This is a genomic window from Mesorhizobium comanense (assembly GCF_005503535.1).
Classification (GTDB): domain Bacteria; phylum Pseudomonadota; class Alphaproteobacteria; order Rhizobiales; family Rhizobiaceae; genus Mesorhizobium; species Mesorhizobium comanense.
This window is the reverse complement of the sequence record NZ_SCNN01000037.1, coordinates 14,528-34,469: the sequence shown is the minus strand read 5'-3', so window position 1 is coordinate 34,469 and position 19,942 is coordinate 14,528. Positions and strand designations below refer to the sequence as shown.

General features: G+C 59.7%; 17 protein-coding genes and 2 pseudogenes. 13 read left to right on the top strand and 6 right to left on the bottom strand.

From position 1 onward, the window contains the following. Positions 1-49 precede the first annotated feature (49 nt). The 3 genes from cueR to FFS37_RS33340 are packed head-to-tail and all read left to right on the top strand — an operon-like array spanning position 50 to position 2,533. Positions 50-532, top strand: a complete 483-nt coding sequence (gene cueR, locus FFS37_RS33350) for a Cu(I)-responsive transcriptional regulator (protein WP_137935182.1) — start codon at positions 50-52, stop codon at positions 530-532. A 30-nt stretch (positions 533-562) separates the two neighbouring features. Beyond that, a complete protein-coding gene (locus FFS37_RS33345) occupies positions 563-2,080 on the top strand; it encodes a multicopper oxidase family protein (RefSeq protein WP_137935181.1) in 1,518 nt (505 codons plus the stop codon). 12 nt (positions 2,081-2,092) lie between these two features. Continuing rightward, positions 2,093-2,533, top strand: coding sequence for a YqaA family protein (locus tag FFS37_RS33340; RefSeq protein WP_137935180.1), 441 nt, complete (start codon positions 2,093-2,095; stop codon positions 2,531-2,533). An 8-nt stretch (positions 2,534-2,541) separates the two neighbouring features. Here the strand turns inward: FFS37_RS33340 and FFS37_RS33335 are convergent, their stop codons facing one another. After that, complete coding sequence (locus FFS37_RS33335) at positions 2,542-3,111, bottom strand: cytochrome b (protein WP_137935179.1); 570 nt, start codon at positions 3,109-3,111, stop codon at positions 2,542-2,544. Positions 3,112-3,150: 39 nt separating this feature from the next. On the opposite strand from FFS37_RS33335, the gene FFS37_RS33330 reads away from it, so the two are divergent. The 3 genes and pseudogenes from FFS37_RS33330 to FFS37_RS33320 form a co-directional block, all read left to right on the top strand. Beyond that, on the top strand, positions 3,151-3,951 hold the full coding sequence (locus FFS37_RS33330; protein WP_137935178.1) for a YdcF family protein: 801 nt from the start codon (positions 3,151-3,153) through the stop codon (positions 3,949-3,951). Between the two features lie 461 nt (positions 3,952-4,412). Then, positions 4,413-4,868, top strand: coding sequence for a copper chaperone PCu(A)C (locus FFS37_RS33325; protein ID WP_171026526.1), 456 nt, complete (start codon positions 4,413-4,415; stop codon positions 4,866-4,868). Positions 4,869-4,887: 19 nt separating this feature from the next. Continuing rightward, a pseudogene (locus tag FFS37_RS33320) lies at positions 4,888-5,262 on the top strand (transposase); the annotation flags it as partial. A 19-nt stretch (positions 5,263-5,281) separates the two neighbouring features. Here the strand turns inward: FFS37_RS33320 and FFS37_RS33315 are convergent. From FFS37_RS33315 to FFS37_RS33305, 3 genes are all read right to left on the bottom strand, one after another. After that, positions 5,282-6,265: an alpha/beta fold hydrolase gene (locus tag FFS37_RS33315; RefSeq protein WP_137935176.1), complete on the bottom strand. Its 984-nt coding sequence runs from the start codon at positions 6,263-6,265 to the stop codon at positions 5,282-5,284. A gap of 234 nt (positions 6,266-6,499) precedes the next feature. Then, positions 6,500-7,687: a ZIP family metal transporter gene (locus FFS37_RS33310; RefSeq protein ID WP_137935175.1), complete on the bottom strand. Its 1,188-nt coding sequence runs from the start codon at positions 7,685-7,687 to the stop codon at positions 6,500-6,502. After that, positions 7,684-8,817, bottom strand: coding sequence for a multicopper oxidase domain-containing protein (locus tag FFS37_RS33305; protein WP_171026525.1), 1,134 nt, complete (start codon positions 8,815-8,817; stop codon positions 7,684-7,686). The genes FFS37_RS33310 and FFS37_RS33305 overlap by 4 nt, the downstream gene beginning before the upstream one ends. Before the next feature lie 542 nt (positions 8,818-9,359). Between FFS37_RS33305 and FFS37_RS33300 the strand changes: the two are divergent. Together FFS37_RS33300 and FFS37_RS33295 are read left to right on the top strand one after the other, a co-directional pair. After that, positions 9,360-10,143, top strand: a pseudogene (locus FFS37_RS33300) (ATP cone domain-containing protein); the annotation flags it as partial. A gap of 449 nt (positions 10,144-10,592) precedes the next feature. Continuing rightward, positions 10,593-11,606 carry an iron ABC transporter substrate-binding protein gene (locus tag FFS37_RS33295; RefSeq protein ID WP_137935174.1) on the top strand — a complete coding sequence of 338 codons (1,014 nt, stop codon included), beginning with the start codon at positions 10,593-10,595 and terminating at the stop codon, positions 11,604-11,606. Between the two features lie 604 nt (positions 11,607-12,210). Here the strand turns inward: FFS37_RS33295 and FFS37_RS33290 are convergent. Both FFS37_RS33290 and FFS37_RS33285 read right to left on the bottom strand, forming a co-directional pair. Further along, complete coding sequence (locus FFS37_RS33290; RefSeq protein ID WP_210240510.1) at positions 12,211-13,464, bottom strand: type II restriction endonuclease; 1,254 nt, start codon at positions 13,462-13,464, stop codon at positions 12,211-12,213. A gap of 505 nt (positions 13,465-13,969) precedes the next feature. Next, positions 13,970-14,230, bottom strand: a complete 261-nt coding sequence (locus FFS37_RS33285; RefSeq protein WP_171026524.1) for a hypothetical protein — start codon at positions 14,228-14,230, stop codon at positions 13,970-13,972. Between the two features lie 170 nt (positions 14,231-14,400). Here FFS37_RS33285 and FFS37_RS33280 point away from each other — a divergent pair, with 170 nt between their 5' ends. The 5 genes from FFS37_RS33280 to FFS37_RS33260 all read left to right on the top strand — a co-directional run bounded on the left by FFS37_RS33280 (position 14,401) and on the right by FFS37_RS33260 (position 19,696). Next, positions 14,401-15,318: a hypothetical protein gene (locus FFS37_RS33280; protein ID WP_137935171.1), complete on the top strand. Its 918-nt coding sequence runs from the start codon at positions 14,401-14,403 to the stop codon at positions 15,316-15,318. 120 nt (positions 15,319-15,438) lie between these two features. Further along, a complete protein-coding gene (locus tag FFS37_RS33275) occupies positions 15,439-16,185 on the top strand; it encodes a transglutaminase-like domain-containing protein (RefSeq protein ID WP_137935170.1) in 747 nt (248 codons plus the stop codon). A 4-nt stretch (positions 16,186-16,189) separates the two neighbouring features. Beyond that, the gene (locus FFS37_RS33270) at positions 16,190-17,956 is read left to right on the top strand and encodes a peptidoglycan D,D-transpeptidase FtsI family protein (protein WP_137935169.1); all 1,767 of its coding nucleotides are present in this window, start codon (positions 16,190-16,192) and stop codon (positions 17,954-17,956) included. Positions 17,957-18,113: 157 nt separating this feature from the next. Next, positions 18,114-18,557 carry a hypothetical protein gene (locus FFS37_RS33265; protein ID WP_137935168.1) on the top strand — a complete coding sequence of 148 codons (444 nt, stop codon included), beginning with the start codon at positions 18,114-18,116 and terminating at the stop codon, positions 18,555-18,557. Positions 18,558-18,760: 203 nt separating this feature from the next. Next, positions 18,761-19,696 (top strand): transglutaminase-like cysteine peptidase, encoded by a 936-nt coding sequence (locus tag FFS37_RS33260; RefSeq protein ID WP_137935167.1) that lies wholly within the window; start codon positions 18,761-18,763, stop codon positions 19,694-19,696. Positions 19,697-19,942 lie beyond the last annotated feature (246 nt).

Below are 19,942 nucleotides of genomic sequence, written 5' to 3'. Positions count from 1 at the left end.
GTCCAGTTCCAGGAGGCGTAGAGCCTCTCAAACCGACAGGGGTTCGCTCGTGAACATTGGTGAAGCCGCAGCGGCGTCAGGCGTTTCGGCCAAGATGATCCGCTACTACGAATCGATTGACCTGATCTTGAACGTTGCCCGAACCGACGTCGGCTATCGGGTCTATTCGGAAAGCGACGTTCATGCCCTACGCTTCATTAGGCGTGCCCGGGATCTTGGCTTTTCAGTGAACCAGATGGCTAATCTGCTCGCGCTTTGGGGCGATCGCTCACGCGCCAGTGCCGATGTCAAACGCATCGCCATGGAACATGTTGCGGAACTCGAGCGGAAGATGCGCGAACTCCGCGATATGTCGAAGACGCTGCGTCATTTGGCTGAGCACTGCCAGGGGGACGGTCGGCCGCATTGCCCGATCATAGAGGATCTTTCGAACGGTCACGATGCTGGACCAGCCAAGCCTCGGAAGCGTCGCAACCCGGCGTCGGCGATGGTATCCGAAATCGTCACGCCTTCTGAAACAATTCGCGCCTAACACGCGAGTCTTTGACCTAGGAGCCAACACATGCATCGACGCGAATTTCTGGTGGCAGGACTGGCTACGCTGGCGAGTTCCAGGGCGCTTGCGCAGATGAAAATGGATGACATGTCCAACATGGACTCCATGCCGGGCATGGATATGGGCGCCGGGCACGACATGGGCGCCATGTCGCAAAGCGCTGTCGCCTTGCCTGAAGGCGAGGCGCTGCGCGAATTGCCGCTGCTTGCCAATGAGGCCACCTCGCCCGGTCAGTTCAAAGCAAGGCTGACGGCGGAACCCGCCGTCGCGCGCTTCGCCGAGGATAAGGACACGCCGATCCTCGCCTATAACGGGACGAGCCCCGGCCCGCTGATCGAGGCCTTCGAGGGCGACCGCGTCGAGATCACCTTTGCCAATCGCATTGCCGACGAGGCAAGCACTATCCACTGGCACGGTATGCCGGTGCCGGCCGACCAGGACGGCAATCCGATGGACCCCGTCGCGTCCGGCTCGAACCGCGTCTACGCCTTCGAGTTGCCGGAAGGCTCGGCCGGTTCCTACTGGTATCACCCACATCCGCACGGCAAGACGGCCGAGCAGGTCTATCGCGGCCTTGCCGGCGCGTTCGTGGTTAAGGCGAAGGCCGATCCGATTCCGGCTGAGTATGGCGACACCGTGTTGGTCTTCACCGATCTCCGGCTTGCCGCCGACGGCTCAATGCCCGAAAACACCATGACCGACCTGATGAACGGCCGCGTCGGCGACCATGTGCTGGTCAACGGCCAGAAGAACCCAAAGCTTTCGGTCGGGGTGGGCGCGAAACGGCGCCTGCGCCTCTACAACGCCACCAATGCACGCTTCCTGAAGCTCGCCTTCGATGGCGCGCCGATGACGATCATCGGCAGCGACGGCGGTTTGCTGGAGGTGCCAGTGGCGGCGGAGGAGATCCTGCTCAGCCCGGCGGAGCGTCTTGAACTTATCGTATCTTTCGAGAAACCCGGCCCAATCACATTATACACGCTAGACTATGATCGCGGCTGGATGGGCGCCGGCCGCCCGGCCGATGCCGGGCTGACGCTGCTGACGGTCGATGTCTCGGAAATTCCCGCCGAGCCTCTGCCGCCGCTACCGGACCGGCTGCGGCCTATCGAGCCGCTATCTGCCCCTGCCGTCAGCCGGCGCCTCGTGTTCACCGAAACGATGACCATGACCGCCACCGATATGCAAATGGGTTTCCTGATCAACGGCAAGGCCTTCGACATGGCGCGCGTCGACATCGTCGCGAAAGCCGGCCAGACCGAGCTCTGGGAAATCGCCAACAAGGCCGACATGGACCATCCGTTTCATGTCCATGGGACGCAGTTCCAGGTGATCGAGCACGAACGCGACGGCAAAGTCTCGAAACCGACCTATCTCGCTTGGAAGGACACCGTCAATGTCGCACGTGGCGAGACGGTGCGGCTCTTGCTCCGCCAGGAGCGGCCGGGGCCGCGCATGTATCACTGCCACATCCTCGAGCACGAACAACTCGGCATGATGGGTATCGTCGACGTGCAGGTATAGTCGTTATTCAGCGTGGCTGAACTTGCCATCTACGGCTCACTGTTTGCCAGCGCGTTCCTCGCCGCGACCGTGCTGCCGGTCTCGTCCGAGGTGGTGCTTCTGGGCCTGCTGGCTGCGGGCCGTGGCGATCCGGCGCTGCTCCTTGCGGTCGCCACGATCGGCAACACGCTTGGCTCGGTAGTGAACTGGATCCTGGGGCGTGGCATCGACACGCTCCGGTCCAGACGCTGGTTTCCGGTCACTCCCAGGCAGTATGAGCAGGCGGGCCGCATGTTTCGCCGCTATGGTGCGTGGACACTCCTGTTCGCCTGGCTGCCAGTCGTCGGAGATGCTTTCACTGTCGTCGCAGGTGCGGCGCGAGTCCCCCTCGGCTTATTTGTCGTGCTAGTCGGGCTGGGAAAGGCGGCGAGGTATGCGGCAATCGTTGCGGGAAGTCTGTGGGCGATGAGCTGAGCGGCGACCTATTCCTTGGAAGCGCCGCGCGTTATCGCTCGCCCAAAGGACATGCCACGCATGACGCCGTCGCGAAAAAATACGAAATGCACAAATGCGGCTGCAACGTGAATGCCGACAAATCCAAGCAATATCCAAACCAGCTTTGCGTGAATGAAGGCGAAAGCCCGTGCGGATAGGGGACCTACCGACGGCGCCAGCGGCACAGGCAAGTCTCCGAAAAGCCGCGCCGGGGGCATGAAAGGCATCGGTCGATATCCCAGCCATCCCGTTATCAAGACGGCAAGAATCAAAGCGTAAATAGACATGTGAAAGACGGTTCTTGCGCGTTGCGAGGATCGCGAAATGGGCTGAACAGGGGCTTTGGTGAAGGCGCGCCAGCCAAGCCTGAGGATAATGATGGCAAAGATCGTCACCCCGGCCGACATGTGGATAGGTAGCCAATTCATTGAGGCCATTCCCGGACCCTTCATCGGTCCGAAGGCGACCACAAGCTGAAACGCGAGGGCGAGCACGGTCAGCCAATGCAGCAGACGAATACCCAAGGCCCAGCGCGGGTGAGGAATATTCTCGCTCATATCTGACAGGTTCCGGTTGCTGGCGAGCACGAGGTCTTTATGTTTTTCTTCATCTCAAAAGTCATAGAAGTCTTTCTGATACCTTCAAACCTGATCGCTCTCCTCGGGCTGGTCGGGCTGCTGGCCATCATCGTTGCCAGACCGCGCCTGGGACGGGCATGCATTGTGGCGTCTATCCTGTTGCTTGCTATATGTGGCTGGAGTCCGCTTGGCCCGGCTGCCCTAATGGCACTCGAGAACCGCTTTGCGCAGCCGGTAATCGACAGGCCTGTCACGGGCATTATCCTTCTTGGTGGCGCGGTCGACACGCATATCAGCAGCGACCGCGGTACTTTGGCAATGAATGAGGCGGGAGAACGGCTGACGGCAACAGTCGATCTCAGCAGACGCTATCCGGATGCAAGGATTTTCCTCTCCGGCGGAGCAAGCCATATCCTGGGCGGAAACGCCAAAATGACAGAGTCGCAGGTCGCGCGCGACATTCTCGTGTCCCTTGGCGTATCGTCTCAGCGCATAGAGATGGAAGAGCGATCCCGAAACACGTGCGAAAACGGAACCGAAAGCGCCGCATCGCTTCGCCCGAAGCCCGGCGAACTCTGGCTTCTGGTGACATCCGCGAGCCATATGCCCAGAGCGGTCGGATGCTTTCGCGCGGCCGGCTTCGACGTGACACCTTATCCTGTCGACTACCGGACGCGCGGCGGAGAAGATCTCAAGCGGCGCGTCGATACGATTGCCGTTGGTCTCGCCGAGACGGATCTCGCCGCACATGAATGGTTTGGATTGCTGACGTACCGGATCGCAGGATTGACGGCAGAGTTGTTTCCTTCGGCACGGTAGGCATCGGCCTACCCATGAAGAGGTCGTTTCAAATGCAGGGGGCCGGCCTATTTGTGCCGGCTGGCGGGGATGATCTCCGCTTGGCGAGTTCGCGATAGAGCGCCTCAGGGGTAGTGCCGATCCAGAAGCCAACTCCCGCCAACGGCCGTTCGAAATTGCGATGCCTAAGCGGTGGCCGGCACGCTTGCGGTGGTCCCTAGCAACGGCCGTCGAGGAATAGGCCACGAGCTTCCGGGCACATACGAATGAGTGATTGGCTGGCCACCGGGCAGAATAGTAATTTGCAGTCGAGGAAGATGCCGCCTTTTCGGACGCCAAGGCCGATGACGAACTCGCCGGAGCCGCAATTGCTGCCAAAAATGTTTATGAACGTTTCTTCACCACGTAGTGCGCCCGCCCCGACCTAATTGGGCCAATGGCTACGGAGATCCATGGCGGTACGGCGTGAAAGGAAGGATCTGATGAAGTACCTTATTGCGGCAATAGTGGTGGTCATCAGCGCATGGGCATCGGTCGCCGCTGAAGCGTCGGGCAGCATCGTCGTCGAACGCGCATGGGCGAGGGCCAGCCCAAAGGACGCGCCCAATGGAGCCGCCTATCTGACGATCGTCAACAACGGGACGGACAGTGATCGGCTGATTAAGGCGTCGAGCACGGTTGCCGAAAATATCCAGTTTCATGAGGAGAGAACCGAAAATGGCATAGCGAAGATGCACCAGTTGGAGGCGATTGAAGTGCCGCCTGGCGCAACGGTGAGGCTCAAGCCGAGCGGCGTTCACTTGATGATGCAACTCAAACGACAGCTCAAGCTGGGTGAAGCCTTCCTGCTCACCCTCAACTTCGAAAAGGCTGGTGCGGTCGAGGTCACCGCCAACGTTGGAAGGGCGGGGGCGATGGATGATACCAGCGGGAAGTGAATCGACATGTCGTCACTAGGAATGGCTCAAATTCCTTCGGCTCATCGACCGTAGCACGCCCAAGGGCTTCGACCTGCACCTGATCGCCGACAACTATGCCACCCACAAACACCCGGCGGTCAAAGCCTGGCTGGCCAAACACCCTCGCTTGCATATGCATTTCACCCCCACTTCGGCGTCCTGGCTCAATCAGGTCGAACGCTTCTTCGGCTTGATCACGGGCGATCGCATCCGGTGTGGCGTATTCAAGAGTGTCGCCGAGCTCGAAGGTGCAATTCAAGACTATCTCGATCATCACAACGCCGATCCAAAGCCCTTCGTTTGGACCAAATCCGCTACCGACATTCTTGAAAAGGTCGCCCGCGGGCGACAGGCGTTAGAGTCACAACACTAGGAGCGTACGCGACGTTGTATCACTGTCTCGGGGCATCGGATGACGGGATCAGGCCCGCGTTAGCCAAAACCGTGCGAACTGCCATGCGAACCTCCTGCACATGTCCAACCAAGAAATGTCCGCCGGTGTCGTAGACGACCAGCTTGGCACCGGGAATCTTGCCCGCCGCGAACTCGGCTGCCGGCAGCGTATTAAACAAATCGTCGCGCGCAGAGATGATCAGTGTCGGCGCAGTAATGTCTTCCAACGGCGGTCTGTGTAACTCTGGGGTGCTATCGATATCGATTCCGGGGAGACGCAGCGACAAAGGCTCAACGCTCTTGACGATCCTCATGACGCGGTCTCGCTCGGCCTGAGGCGCAGCCGCTACCAACGCCGGCCGAACACCGAGGAAGCGAATGAGCACTGAAGGCGCAATCTTCACGGCAGCCCACCAGGCGAAATCGCCACCAGCATTGATGGCCCAGGAGCCGAAATTGTTGCCACGGCCCGCGTTCATGGAGATCGGACTGGTGGGCGAATAAAGGGCTGGGACGACCAGAATTAGGGCGGCGACCTTGTCCGGGTACCGGAGTGTCAGCTCGACAGCGGAACGCGCGCCTGACGAAACGCCCACGACCACCACTTTGGGAACGTTCAGCTTGGAAAGCAACGCCGCGTGCGCATCAGCCTGCGCGGTTGGAGAGTAGTCCTGCGGAACGGGCGTGCGCAGATAGCCGAAGCGCGACGGCGCGATGATCCGAAAACCCTCACCCACAAGATCGGCAGCGTTGGCAAGGCCTTGGTCAAAACCGCCGCCGGCGCCGTGGATCGACAGAAGCGGAATGCCCGCACCGCTGTCGGCGTATTCGATCGGGCCGATGTCGACGTTGACGACCATACTGCCCCGACCGACGGCGTCGCGCATGCGGCCAAGCTCGTTCTTGTAAAGCAAGAAAGCCACACCGGCTGCAGCCGCTATGGCAATGAACATGGCCAGCAGGAAACCTCCAGTTCGGCTCATTGCAAAAACTCCACGAACTTCCTTGGGAGCAGGTTGCCCCATCTCAATCCTCTTGAGCAACGGCATCGGCCGGTGTGTTGAGATGCTGTCAATTATGAGAGAGACGGAAGCCGATCCGGCGTGTTCCCGCCGCGGCCCTCACGCGTCGCGCGTGAGGGGCTGTTCCCAGCCTTGTTTCCGTCCAGCGCTAATAAGCGCGGGCCGCAAGGGCGGACGGCCGGAGACCCTCTCCAGTCAGACCTTCACCAACGCGGCCGTCGCGTACATGAAGGCGACGCCGGCTGCCAGCCCGCCCATGACGGGCGAAGTGAACAAAGCATCGAGGCCCTTTTTGCTGCTTCGCATCAGATAGGCGCCGACCTCGACGATGACCTGAAGGATCGCGCCCGCACCGATGGCAAGCGCAAGGGCCGACCATTGCGGCGCATAGGCCAAGCTGCCGAGCCACATGCCGAGGACGGCTGGCCCGCCGGCGAGCAAGGTCAGGCCTACGAATGCCCATAGCGGCGGTCGCTCCTTCAGGATAGGAGCGGCAATGCCGATGCCCTCGGTAATATTGTGTAGGGTGAAGCCGAGCACCAGGAAGGTTCCGAGGCTTGCCGAGCCTGCCGCGAAGGCGGCGCCGATGGCAAGGCCTTCACCGAGATTGTGAAGGCCGATGCCGAGCGCGATATAGGTGGCCAGCGCCAGCCCTGTCGGCGTGCCGCGCCGCCGTCCGATCGCCATCAGGACCATAAAGCTGGCCAGGCTTGCAAGCACGACCATGACCGGTCCCTGGAATATAGCGGCTGCGGCTCCAACAAGGTCGAAGGATTCCTCGATCGCATCGACCAGCAGAAAGGCGAGCAGTCCGATGGTGAGCGCAAGCAGAAAGTTCATGCCGCTTCGCCCGACACCGCGCAGCGCCGGATAGAACATGAGGCCAATGGCGACGGGCAGCATGCCGACGATGACGCCTACCAACCCCTGCAGCTTGAGCTGTCCCGCAGTGACGGTCGGTGTCGGAACGGCGACCGCGATCTCATGTCCGAAGGTCAGCCCGGTATTGGTTACGACGTCGACTTTGTGCGTTTCGCCCAGAATCCATGGGAAAGGCAGGTTGATCCACGCTGTGGAGGCGCGTGCGATTTCGCCCGGCGGATCCTGGGTGAATTGCCAGTAGGCGCCGTCAACCTGGACTTGGGCTATCTTCATAGGCTCAGAGCCGCCAGCCCGCACAAGCAGGTGAAGACCGGACGTGTTGAGCACGGTACGCTCGAACGTCAGCTTCTCGACAGGCGGCGCTCCGTTTGACAATCCTTGTAGCGGATTGACAGTGATGATCCACGCCACGGCAACGGCGAACACTGCGACAGGCAGGGCGATCCACAGCCAATGGGCGCGCCACCTAGACTGCGAACCGGTTGCAACGACCTTGCTCATGCCAGCGCCTCGATGACGTCGAACATTCCCATCCAGCCGAGCTCTGTGAACTCGCTCTGATGCGCGTGGAACATATAAAGACCCGGTTCGTGCTCGGCGTAGGTAAATTCCAGGATGCCGCGCTGGCCTTGGCACTGCATTATGAGATCGACAGTTTTCAAGGTCGGCGCCAGCGTCGTTCCCTGATCGAAATAGTCGAAGAAATTTCCGTGCAGGTGAAACGAGTTGATGAGATCGAATTCAAGAACATTGATGAGATAGATGCGCACCGGCTTGCTGCGCACGATACGGATCGGCGTCTTCGCATAGGCATGGGCGATGGTGTTGGCGGCGTAGAATTCGTTCTCTTCGTCGAAATTGGTGTCGAACCCGTTCATGACCATCACCAGTTCCTGCCAGCGTGCATTCTCCGGCGTGTCGAGAAGGCGTGACCGGGCGATCTGCTCCTGGTCGGGGTGGCGATCGGGGTCCGGGTCGACGACGAAGGCACCGTACATACCTTTGTGGATGTGCCTTTTCAGCGGCAAGGCGTGGCAGTGATAGAGGTGGCAGCCGAACGGCCTGGCGTCGAATTCATAGACGAACTCGCCACCCGGATCGACCAGCCCGGCGCCCGGAATGCCATCCATACGAGCGGCATGGATGCCGTGGAAATGCATCGAGTGCGGATGCGAGCCGTCGTTCTGGAAGACGACGCGAATGCGCTCGCCCTCCTTGGCGCGGAGCGCGGGGCCGGGCACGCGGCCGTTATACGTCCACGCCGGGAAGGACACGCCAGGCGCGATTTCGAGGGTCTTGTCCTGGGCAGTAATGGCGAATGTCCTGAGCGTCCGCCCGTCAGGAAGAACTGAGACAGTCCCTCGCTCCCAATCCGTCAGTATCGCGGTCGGATCAAAGCCGTTGGCGGAATTGTCCACAGCACCGACGGTGACCATTGCACCATGGGCGTTCATGTGTCGAGGCATTGCATCGGCGGAGGCCATGGCCGTCATATCGTGACTGGCCTGCGGAGCCGCCTGGCCGAGCGTGTTCCGTGCGGCGATGGCAGTGCCGCCTGCTGCGGCAAGACTTGCCGTCAAGATGGAACGTCGGCTTATCCGTTCGCGCAGCCACGTCCCTACATCGACCATTCCAATTGTCCTAAAAACGCCCTCATTCCTTAAAGGTTAGTATAGGCTGATAAATATAGCAATGGCTTAGTTTGCGACGTGACTTTCTACGCGCCGATTCTTAAGGACTGGGTGCGATCTTGGCGGGTTTGCGAGCGGAATACCCATCGTTAAGTGACGCTAGATTATTTCGCGATCGTCGCGGTCGACGAGCTTTGCGCGATGGTGCTGGCATTCACCTCTGGCACTTCGCGAATGCGTGGCCGTTGCCGCCAATGCGGTCTTCGCGAAATGGGTCGTGGGGATGATGTGACTCCGACCGGCGCCCGTGGCCAACGCCGAGCGACCGCGTGTATCCCCACGCTCCTTGCCCAAAAAAGCGGACATTGCAGTAGTTGATGCTAAAATTCGTCGTCGCGTGTGTTTCCTCCACGGTTCCAGATGCGACCTGGAGCGGTCGCCGGCACGCGACCGCTCCGAAAGGTTGCTTTGTTCGCCATGGCGGACACAGGCGTAGACCATGAAGCGAGCGTCGGCGCGCACCGGCTGCGCCAACTTGCTCTTTGTCACCACCGATCGCGGTTGCCAGGCTCTTACCGCCGCTCGGCGCGACCAAGATCACGGTAGCGCTGACCAAGGCTTTTCTCGCGGTCGAGGGTTCGACAGCCGCTTGCTCGCGCCGTGTGCATGACGTTGTGGAAGATTTGACCGCGCGGGTGTTTTCCGCGCTGACGCGGCGAGCGGACGCGGCGCGGACATTCCATCAAGGAAATCCAGGACCAGGTGGAATTGGCGCTAATGCGCGGCGAGCATCACAGGATAGCCCGCGCCTATGTGTTGTATCGGGACGAGCGCGCGAGTGAGCGGCGGTCAAGGCGAGTTCCGAGGAGTTAAAGGCCGCGCCCGGGCTTTAGGTGAAGGCCGAGGATGGCAGCCTTGTGCCACTGGACGATGCACGCTTCTCCCGGATCGTCGATGAGGCCTGTGCAGGCCTTGACGCAGTATCACCCCTGCCGATCCTCGCCGAGGCCTGGCGCAATCTCAATAACGGCATCACGCTAGATGAACTGTCGCTGGCGCCGATCCTGGCGGCGCGCACGCTGCGAGCAGGAGCCGAACTATGCCTTTGTCTCCGCCCGTCTGCTGCTTGACCCTCTACGCCGCGAATCGCTGTCCTTCATCTCGGACCTTATCGAACGGGCGCCCCAGGCCGAGATGAGCGAGCGCTACGCTTCCTATTTTCCAGCCTTCATTGCCACCGGAATCGAGGCCGAGCTGATCGATCCGGAACTCGGACGTTTCGATCTCGCCAAACTCGGCGCGGCATTGAAGCCGGAGCGCGATCTGCCCGATCGGCTCGATTGCCATCGGTCTCGCCGCAACCGATCTCGCAGCGCATGAATGGTTTAGATTGCTGACTTACCGGACTGCTGGGCTGACGGCAGAGGTGTCTCCTTCGTTGCACTAGGCATCATGCGCCGGGTGAAGGTGTTGCTCCGATGGCGCGTAGGTTGCCGGATCCTTCAGCGGAGACGATCTCCGCCACCGGCGAGTTCGCGCCAGAGCGCTTCCGGCGTAATTCCGATTTCCGAGCACCTCCCGCCGGTGGCCGCTACGGAACATCAAATACACATCCAACAGCCATTCTGGATGACCAAGCGGCGGCACGCTTCTTGCGCCCGAGGCCATATTTTCCGACCTCAATTGCTACAACTCTCTGAGCAGATATGTTGACAACGATACTCCAGTATCGCTAGGGCTGGCCAGCACGTCAAACAGTAGCCTGGAGCACCCGAATGAGATCCGCCCTTTCGATTTTCGCGAGCGCCATGGCGCTATGCTCAAACTTTGTCGCTGGACACGCGATGGCCCAGGATGCGAACGATGGGATTGTCGTCTACAATGCCCAGCACGAGAGCCTGGCCAACGAATGGGTAAAAGGCTTCACTAGGGACACAGGCATCAAGGTTACAGTGCGCAACGGCGAAGACCCTGAATTCGCTAACCAGATCGTCACCGAAAGCGCCGCCACGCCGGCCGATGTATTCCTGACAGAGAATTCGCCCGCCATGGCACTGGTCGACGCGGCGGGCCTGTTCGCGCCGGTCGATGCAGACACGCTGGCTCAGGTGCCCGAAGAATTCCGGCCTGCCAATGGGCATTGGGTCGGTATTGCCGCGCGCAGCACCGTCTTTGCTTACGACAAGATCAAGCTGACCGCCGACAAGCTTCCCAAATCGCTGCTGGATCTGGCTGACCCGAGTTGGAAGGGCCGTTGGGCTGCTTCTCCGTCGGGTGCCGATTTTCAGTCGATCGTGGGGGCCCTGCTCGAGATAAAAGGCGAAGCCGATACGGTGGAGTGGCTGAACGCGACAAAGGCCGGTGTCACCGCCTACCGAAGCAACAGCGCCGCCATGAAGGCGGTCAATGCTGGCGAAACCGAAGGTGCGGTGATCTTCCACTACTATTACTATGGAGATCAGGCCAAAACTGGTGAAAACAGCAAGAACGTCGGGCTCCTCTATTTCAAGAATCAGGATCCGGGCGCGTTCGTCAGCATCTCTGGGGGCGGCGTGCTTGCTTCAAGCAAGCACCCCAAAGAGGCGCAGGCCTTCCTGAGGTGGATCACCGGCAGGGGTGGCCAGGACGTCCTTAAGACCGGCACGTCGTTCGAATATGCCGTCAGCGTCGGTGCCGACAGCAATCCAGCGTTGGTCCCGCTGAAGGATCTGCAGGCGCCGAAAGTCGAGCCGTCGAATTTGAACAGCAAGAAGGTCACCGACCTCATGACAGCTGCCGGGCTGCTCTAAGCGCTTGCCATCGACGGCGCCAGCCGCCAAGTTGCCTTGGCAAAGCTAGGCCCGCTGCCACCCCCCGGCAGCGGGCCTTTCGCTTGTGCAGAGGAACAACCGCACTCCAAAGAAGGCAGGTCTTCGGGCGGCCGAAAAGTTCGCACAAAACGAACACTGCGGCCGAAGCCGATCGATAGTTTAGTCACACATTCTTGTGACCTGCCCGATTGGTCTTGCTGCCCTAGTGGCTAGAGGATGTAGGGTGATGGGGCCGTCGCGCGTGTTCCTTTCATTTCAAGGCCACGGGCGATATGGAGCGGCCGCCGGCACGCGGCCGCTCCAACTTTTGTTCGCTGGGGTTGGCCCGCACCTCGATCTTCGACACCGCCTGACTTGGCCAGGCCGGCATCCCTCAACCATCAGTTCAAGCTCGGCTTCAAGGCGGTCAGGGTTTGGACCCTCTGCTCGACCTCTGCGAGCAGTGCTCTTGCGATCGTGTCTGCCGTTTCCAGAAGGTTGCCCGGGATCATCCTGCGGAACGCCGACGACTCTTGGCGCGATGTTGGCGACTGGCTTCTTCTTTTTCGATCCGCACAGCCGCGGGGCGCGTTCGATTGATGTCTCAGCTGAGCGTCCGCGAAATCGCGTGGATAGGCTTCATGCTTTGGCCGAATTTGGCGATAGCCTCGCGATTATGCTTGAGTTCGCCGTAGGCCAGATACCGCACCTTCAGGTCCGCAATTCGGCTGAATGCTGGCCTGTTAAGCTGATTGCGGACGTCTCGCTCGCGCGCGTCGGGAGCCACCAGGAAAAGCCCCTCCAGCCCATGCGCTTCCTCGCCCAATGCAAGATCCAACATGCGCACGATTCCGGAATAGATCGATGTGGTGTGCTCCACCTCGTAGGCGGCTATAATCCGCCGCGTGGCCTTATCAAGCCACAGCACATCGATGAGCCGAACGGCGTCAGCGCCTGCCGCACCTTCGGGAAAAGGAAGAGCTTCAAGGCAAAAATCGCTGAGCTTTCCACCGCCAAAAGCACGATTGCGGTCATTGGATGCCACCCAAACATCGTAGCCCATAGCGAGACCGAGATCGCGCAACCAACCTTGGATCTCGGTGTGCGTGTGGTCGCTCTCCCGCGCAGCATTGATCAGTCGGTCGGCGCTCGCCTCCTCCCGAACACGCGCGAGGTCGTCGCGCCAAGCGGCCATCGCTTCGGGACTGTCCTCGAGCGGCGGCGCACTGTACCGGCCGCTGCCAATATCGAACAGCAAGCCGCCAATCGCTCCAAGATCGTTCGAAAGCAACGCGCGATGCTTCGCGTTCAGAACAAGGATGCCCTTTCGCATCGCCAGATATTGCTCCCACCGGCCGAGCTTTACCTTGGCTCCAGTGAGCGCGTTGTAGCCGTTGACGATCGCGGTATTGAAGGGTGGCGCCAACGTCGGATGCAGGAAGTAAAGAAGATTTGCGACGGCTGGGCCTAGCCCCTTGATCGCCCGCGCGTCAATTTCCTGTATCGCGGCAAGCATCTCCGACTCCGCGTTGCAGCATACGCAGGTGTCGAGCATTCGTCCGAATGCGCGCTGGTTATCGGGATCCTCGTAGATGTCCGGGATTCGCAGCTTGGGTTTCCAAAGAAAGGCGTGATCGGCTCCCTTGAAAATCTGCCTTTGCTCGGCGATCGAATGGACGACAACTTCCAATGAGGACCCTCTGTAGGAATTGCCGAATGCACCCGCGCCGATCTCGCTCACCACTTGCTGAATGCCACGGCGTATCGATCGAAAGTTCTTGATGCGCTCTTCCCACAAGAACCATGATCGATAGGTTCCGTTGGGATCGCTGCGCCAGCGATTCAACAACGCCGTCATTGCTTCTGACAAGCCGACCTCCCCAAGCTGCGCTCGCTTGTGAACTGCGACCGCTAAAGCACATTGGCGTGTGTTCGTGCCCGGCTGCAAGAGCGCGGCCAGCAAAATGGGCCCAAACATTTCCGGTTTTCAGGACAAGCCCCGCATCGTCGTCGCCTGCTCGGTGTAGACCAGCAACGAGGATTCACCGCAACCCGATCTTCCCGTCGCACAGGGCGGTTCCCACTTCACGCATTCTTGCGTGAGCCTGCGCGCTGCTCCGGCGACCACCCGATCAAAAGGCCAACCGTATTGGGCCTGTCAGCGGCGCGATGCCGAGCTTGGTGCCGAGAAAAAAGGGCCGGCATGGGCGGGGACATAGTGCAGGTTCCCCGCAAGGGCATGGACACGTCAGGTGCCTGGGTTTATCCCTGCTTTCGGCAACGCTTCACGATTCGGCGGAGCTGCCTGGGCTTAACCAGACCTTAACGATGTGATGCAAACTGGAACGATGCGGATCTCTCGCTCAGCTTGGCCGGCTCGTCGGCTTCTTGCTGCAGCCATCACTTTGGTGATGCTGCTGTTGGCATTTGCTGCCCATCCGCCAGCGTTTGAATCGGTGGATCTCCCAGTCGCGCAACTCACCCACGTTCACGACCAAGGGTCCAAGGATATCGGAACCTTGTCGCACCAGGTACTGCATCATGATCATCATTTTGAGATGATCAGTCATCAGGCGAATGACATTGCGGGGACCAAAGACCGGCCAAGCTTCGTCGTCGAACAAGATGACGAGCGCACCGTTCAGATAGCTTTCGATCGCCCTCCACGGGCCGCTTGGTGCTGATGCACTGAGTGTAATTCGGCTGGCGCCGAGGCGCCTGCTCTCTTTCCGCTCAGTGCCCACCCGCCGCCTGCACTGCAGGCGGCATTTCAAGCTATAGCGGAAATTTTACAATGTTCATCGCAGCAGCGCGTGCGCGCAGATCGATTCTGCGCAACTTTGAAACTATCGGATATGAACCGGACGAGGCCACATGGCGCTCGATAAAAATGGGCGTCAAGCGAGATCTCCAGGCTCGTAAGCTGCGCCCTAACGTGCCGATACCATCGCGGCGGAACCCGATCAGGTACCTGAAAGCGATGTTTCGCGAGACTGGGTCGATCTACAATACTCTTGTTTCCTTTCTTCATGACGGAACATGGACCTCAAGCGGCGGCTCATTTCGACTTGCCGAACAACTTGGCTTCGATCTGGTTCATGAAGCGAATCGCCGTCTGCAAACGGACGGAACCCTGCGGTATCTGGAAGTCGGCGGCGGTTGGGCTGGATTGAAAAGCCCCGCTTCAGGCAGCTCTCGCGATATTGCAGGCCTCGCCAAGTATTTTGAACGCGACCTTGGCCACAGCGTCTTTCTCCACTTCACAAATCTGACGCAGTGGCACACCGAACTGCCAACGGGGGTCTTCGAGCACCCTTATGTCACGGCTGCAGGCCTGCCCGTGCTTGACACTCAGGGAATTGCGTCGGGGACGGTCAGCATCCTCTACTCGCAAGCAGCGGCCTATTTCGAAACAGATGTAAAATCGTTTCTCGCAGCCGCCGCGGCCCTGCTTTGTCCTGGCGGACTGCTCATAGTCAACTTTCGTCAGGAATATATCGGATTGGTTTCAGACTATGCCCCCGCCGGTGGTCTGACCATGCGCAAATCATGCGATCTCGGTGGCATGAACGGGGTCGTTGTTGCCTTCGAAAAGCAGCCTTCCCTGAAGAAAGGTGGCGCGGCCGTCCTCGACATGACCAGCCTCAAGCCGCTCCGCGCGAAGCAATATCAGGCTGAAAAGGAGCGCCCATATGCGAGCAACCAGCGTTAGACAATTCGCCACGGCACGAAGGCGGATCTTTGTCATGGCGGCCCCGACGGTCGAAATTCCGGAACCGCAACGGGCGAGGCACAGCCAGCCGAGCACGGCAGCGCTTTTGGAGGGACTTCGATGAACAGACGAATGTTCTTGATCGGAACCGGTGTCGCTGCGTTTGCGCCGCCCGCTTATGCCGTGGCGCAAAACCAGACGCCGGACGCACTTGAAACAAGCGTTGCCGAGTTGGAGCGCGAACTGTCAACTCTGCGCGCCGCGGGCAAACCGATTCCCAGCGGTCGGATTGCCAGCAGGCTGGAAACCGGTCTGACCGATCGTGACCGGCGGGTCGCGGCGTTCAGAATCATTCAGAATATACCCTATAGGCTCACGGCGTGGACTGGTGATCCCGACAGCCTTTTCGCGAATGGTCGCGGAGATTGCCGTCACAAGTCAGCCGCGTTGCTTCGACTGATGAGAGCCTGGAGGTTCGACGCCCGGCCCATCCAGTTGGTATTCGATTGGGCCGACCTGCCAATACCGAAAGCCGTGCTTGCACCCTTGGCCGAAACCCGCGGCTTTCATGATACGGTCGAAGTCCGGATCAATGGCAAGATGACCCTGGTCGACCCGACCTGGGATCCGGTGCTTGGCAAGGCAGGATTTCCCTTTCTCGCAAACTGGGACGGCATTGAACCAACGCCGGCGATTGCTCCCCGCGCGAACGTTGCCATTCGGCAAGGGGATTTTAAGGCGGGAACCGATCTTTACGCACATTTCGGGATCAGATGGCCGGAACGCAGCCGCACATTGGCCTTCAACCGCGCTTTCAACGCCTGGACCGATCAATTACGCGCAGGCGAAAATTCCGTCAAAGGGTAACGTCATGGGTGGCTCGTTTTCGAAAACTGACCGGCTGTCCACCAAGTTTCGCGTGCGGATCTACATGGTTATGGCGATGTTTGCCGCTGTCTATGTCGCGATAGGCGTGCGTCTGGTGATGCTTGGAAACATGGAACGGCCGAATAAAACTAACGCGGCGGTTCCGCCATCAGTAGCCCGACCGGATATCGTCGATCGCAATAACATTACCCTTGCGATGGATGTTGAGAGTCGTTCAGTTTACGCCGAGCCTCGCCGAATTATCGATGTCGACGAGGCGGCTGAAGGCCTGACGAGCGTTTTTCCCGACCTCGACATGGTGGATATTCACAAGCGCCTGGCCAGCGACAGCGGATTTACCTGGATCAAGCGTGGCATAACGCTTGCAGAAAAGGACCGCCTTTGGGGGTTTGGCATCCCTGGCGTCGGCATCCGGGACGAAACCCGGCGCCTTTATCCCAATGGGCCTGCTGCCGCGCATGTCCTGGGGTCGGTCAACATAGACAATGCCGGAATTGCCGGCATCGAACGCTGGGTCGACCAGCAGGGACTGCAGGATCTCAGGTCTGCCGGTTTGAACCTTAGCCGGCGAAATCTCGAGCCGATTGTTCTCAGCCTGGATTTGCGGGTGCAGTACGCCTTAAGCGATGAGTTGAGAAAGGCGGTCACCCGGTTCGATGCCATCGCCGGAGCAGGGCTGGTGATGGATGTTACGAACGGGGAAGTTCTCGCGCTCGTGTCGCTGCCGGATTTTGATCCCAACATTCCCGCCGATGCACTAAAGCCGGATCGCATCAATCGTGTCAGCGTCGGTACATACGAAATGGGCTCAACCTTCAAGGCCATGACCACGGCCATGGCCCTGGATTCGGGAGTATTTAATATCCACTCCGTCCTCGACGCCAGCCAACCGTTGCGCTTCGGCCGGTTCTCGATCAACGACTACCGCGGGCAAGGCCGCCCCTTGTTCGTTCCTGAAGCGTTCATCTACTCTTCGAACATCGCGATGGCTCGGATGGCGATGGGGGTGGGCGTCGAAAAACACAAGGCGTTTCTACGAAGCTTGGGCCAGTTCGATCGTCTGGTGACCGAACTGCCGGAGAACGCGCAGCCGATCATTCCCTCGAACTGGAGTGAGCTCAGCACCGCCACCATCGCCTTTGGGCATGGTATGGCCGTCACGCCACTTCAGGCCAGCATGGCGATCGGCGCCATCGTGAATGGCGGACGCCTGATCCGGCCGACCTTCATCAAATCCACCCCGGTCGAGAAGCGCATTTTGGCGACAGATGTGGTGACGCCGCAAACAGGAGAATCGGTGCGGTTTCTTATGCGCTTGAACGCCGAGGTTGGATCCGCAAAAAAAGCCGATGTCGCGGGATATTTCATCGGAGGCAAGACGGGCACTTCCGAAAAAGTCGTAAATGGCGCCTATTCGGGAGACCGGGTGCTGACGGCTTTCATGGGCATAGTCCCTGCGGACAAGCCCCGCTATCTTTTCCTGACAATTCTCGATGAGCCAAAAGGGTTGCCGGAAACCAGCGGGTTCAGAACTTCAGGGTGGAACGCGGTTCCTGTGACTGGCACTATCATGGCGCGGGTTCTACCCTTTCTGCCGATCGCACCACAAAAGGAGCGGCCGGCCAATCCGTTTCCCACGATGGTAAGGATTGCGGCTTGGGGTTCCGAGCGTTTTCAGCCAATACCGCCGGAGCCGACCCTTCCGGCCCTACAAACAGTTGCCGCCCCGAGCAAGGCCGCAGCAGAATGAGAAAGTCCAAAGAACACGACGGGCTTCAGGCGTTCATGTGCGACTCTGCCCCATATTCAGCTGTTTCTTGCGCAACCTAGTAGCATCTGCGGACGGGCTTGGTCTTTTTGCGATCGAGCTACCAGCACCTGCCAAGACACCAAATAAGGAGATCGAAATGACGGTTGGCTCGTATGCAAAGGGAGTTTTGGTCGCGATTGCTTCTTTCGCAATGCTTGGGACGGTGGCAGCCCTATGGGCCAATCCGTTTTTTATCCGAATGACGCCGACAAGCGGCTTCGAAGTCGCGTTGCTCGCCCTTCAGGCGCTTTTGCTTGGCGTCTATGTGGCCATCCCGGTGCCCGCATGCGCGCTCAAGCTCGCGAGCGTTGGCGGGATTGCCAATTATATCGGCATCGCTTGCCCGATCTGTAACAAGCTGCTGCTCTTTATGTTCGGCGCAAACGCGTTGCTGACCTATCTGGAACCCGTGCGGCTGTATTTGGCGGCTGGCGGAGCGCTCGTCACAATGGTCGCCGTCCTCATCCGGTGGCGCAACTACCGGGCCGTATCGTCTCTCCAGTCGTCGCCCTTCCGCGATCAGCCTCCGGCAACCGCCTAGAGCTCAACAAATTGATTGGGCGTTCGCAGCCGAACGACCAGCTGCGAGCATCGATTCAAGCTGCGGTGGAATGGGCCGTACGTAAAATCATCTGAATACAATTTTACACAAAATAGACAAAGCTATTTTCGGCAACGTTATCCACCTTCCTTTCCAATAACTTGAGACAAGATTGATAGCGTCCACAATCAAAGGTGGGCGCTATGAAACAACAACAAACTGCTCTGGGCAGACTCAAGGTCCTGTTGCTGGCAATCGGCCTTGCAAGTACGGCGCAGCCTTCGCTCGCGAGCGACAATTTCGACAAACCCGTCCCTGGTGGCGCGCCGCTGGAACAGCTCCGGGCGCCGTCCTATCTCGGTGGCGTGTCGCTGGAGAGGCAACGGTCTTGGCAACCTGCCGCAGCCTACCAGCTTGGTATGCTTTCCCGCGGCTACGGCCCGACCACCGCGGAGCGCGAGGCCGGCCCTTCGACGCCGCAGAGCAATATCGGGATAGATTCCATGCAGACGGCGGCGATAATCCCGGGCGTGTTCGGATCGGTCGCCTTGTCGATGCGCAACTTTCCCGCGTCGGCGCGCTGGGCGCCAGTCTACGAGGCGATCGTCGGCTGCTCCGCGGGCAGCGCCTGCGAGCGCAAGAGCGCCGCTTTTGCCGCCATCATCGACGTGGTTCGGGGCAAAGCGTTCAGCGACAAGCTGTCCTTCGTCAACAGCAGCGTAAACCGCCTGATCGCCTACAAGAAAGACGGCGCAGTCTACGGGAAATTCGACTATTGGGCGAAGCCTTTGGAGATTCTCGATCACCGAGCCGGCGACTGCGAGGATTTCGCCATCCTCAAGATGACGGCTTTGCTTCGGGCCGGCATTCCGGCGCAGAGCATGTCGCTCGTTGTTCTCCAGGACCGCAGGAGAAATTTCTTCCACGCCGTGCTGTCTGTGAGCACTGGCAGTGGCACCTTCATTCTGGACAACCTCAGTAACCTTGTTCTGCGGGACAGCGATCTCCCGGACTATCAGCCGCTCTATTCAGTCAGCACAAACCGGGCCTGGATCCACGGCGCAAAATCTGGTGCAGCGCAGGTGGCCGAGATCAAAGGTGGCTTCGCGTCAGTCGCCCCCGGCGAAGGTTTCCAATAGCCCCTGCGGTGACGGCGGGGATGTGCGCGAAATGAATGCCGATGGCAATGTACGGGGCGGGGCTCCGCCTTATGCGGTGCCACTGATCGTTTTCGGCACTCACCCCGTCGTGCTGGCGCGTCTTTGCAGGAGTCGGAACTCGTTTGAGCCGTGGCGCTCTAGACGGATGTACGGCTTCCCGCCGACAATCGAGTGTGACGAGTTTCGCCCTACATTCCGCACGTCCGGCGGCACCTCTCGCCATCT

Coding starts and splice junctions, on each gene's coding strand:
- FFS37_RS33345 (WP_137935181.1), top strand. CDS start 563: ATGCATCGACGCGAATTTCTGGTGGCAGGACTGGCTACGCTGGCGAGT.
- FFS37_RS33335 (WP_137935179.1), bottom strand. CDS start 3,111: ATGAGCGAGAATATTCCTCACCCGCGCTGGGCCTTGGGTATTCGTCTG.
- FFS37_RS33330 (WP_137935178.1), top strand. CDS start 3,151: ATGTTTTTCTTCATCTCAAAAGTCATAGAAGTCTTTCTGATACCTTCA.
- FFS37_RS33325 (WP_171026526.1), top strand. CDS start 4,413: ATGAAGTACCTTATTGCGGCAATAGTGGTGGTCATCAGCGCATGGGCA.
- FFS37_RS33315 (WP_137935176.1), bottom strand. CDS start 6,265: ATGAGCCGAACTGGAGGTTTCCTGCTGGCCATGTTCATTGCCATAGCG.
- FFS37_RS33310 (WP_137935175.1), bottom strand. CDS start 7,687: ATGAGCAAGGTCGTTGCAACCGGTTCGCAGTCTAGGTGGCGCGCCCAT.
- FFS37_RS33305 (WP_171026525.1), bottom strand. CDS start 8,817: ATGGTCGATGTAGGGACGTGGCTGCGCGAACGGATAAGCCGACGTTCC.
- FFS37_RS33295 (WP_137935174.1), top strand. CDS start 10,593: ATGAGATCCGCCCTTTCGATTTTCGCGAGCGCCATGGCGCTATGCTCA.
- FFS37_RS33290 (WP_210240510.1), bottom strand. CDS start 13,464: ATGACGGCGTTGTTGAATCGCTGGCGCAGCGATCCCAACGGAACCTAT.
- FFS37_RS33280 (WP_137935171.1), top strand. CDS start 14,401: ATGTTCATCGCAGCAGCGCGTGCGCGCAGATCGATTCTGCGCAACTTT.
- FFS37_RS33275 (WP_137935170.1), top strand. CDS start 15,439: ATGAACAGACGAATGTTCTTGATCGGAACCGGTGTCGCTGCGTTTGCG.
- FFS37_RS33270 (WP_137935169.1), top strand. CDS start 16,190: ATGGGTGGCTCGTTTTCGAAAACTGACCGGCTGTCCACCAAGTTTCGC.
- FFS37_RS33265 (WP_137935168.1), top strand. CDS start 18,114: ATGACGGTTGGCTCGTATGCAAAGGGAGTTTTGGTCGCGATTGCTTCT.
- FFS37_RS33260 (WP_137935167.1), top strand. CDS start 18,761: ATGAAACAACAACAAACTGCTCTGGGCAGACTCAAGGTCCTGTTGCTG.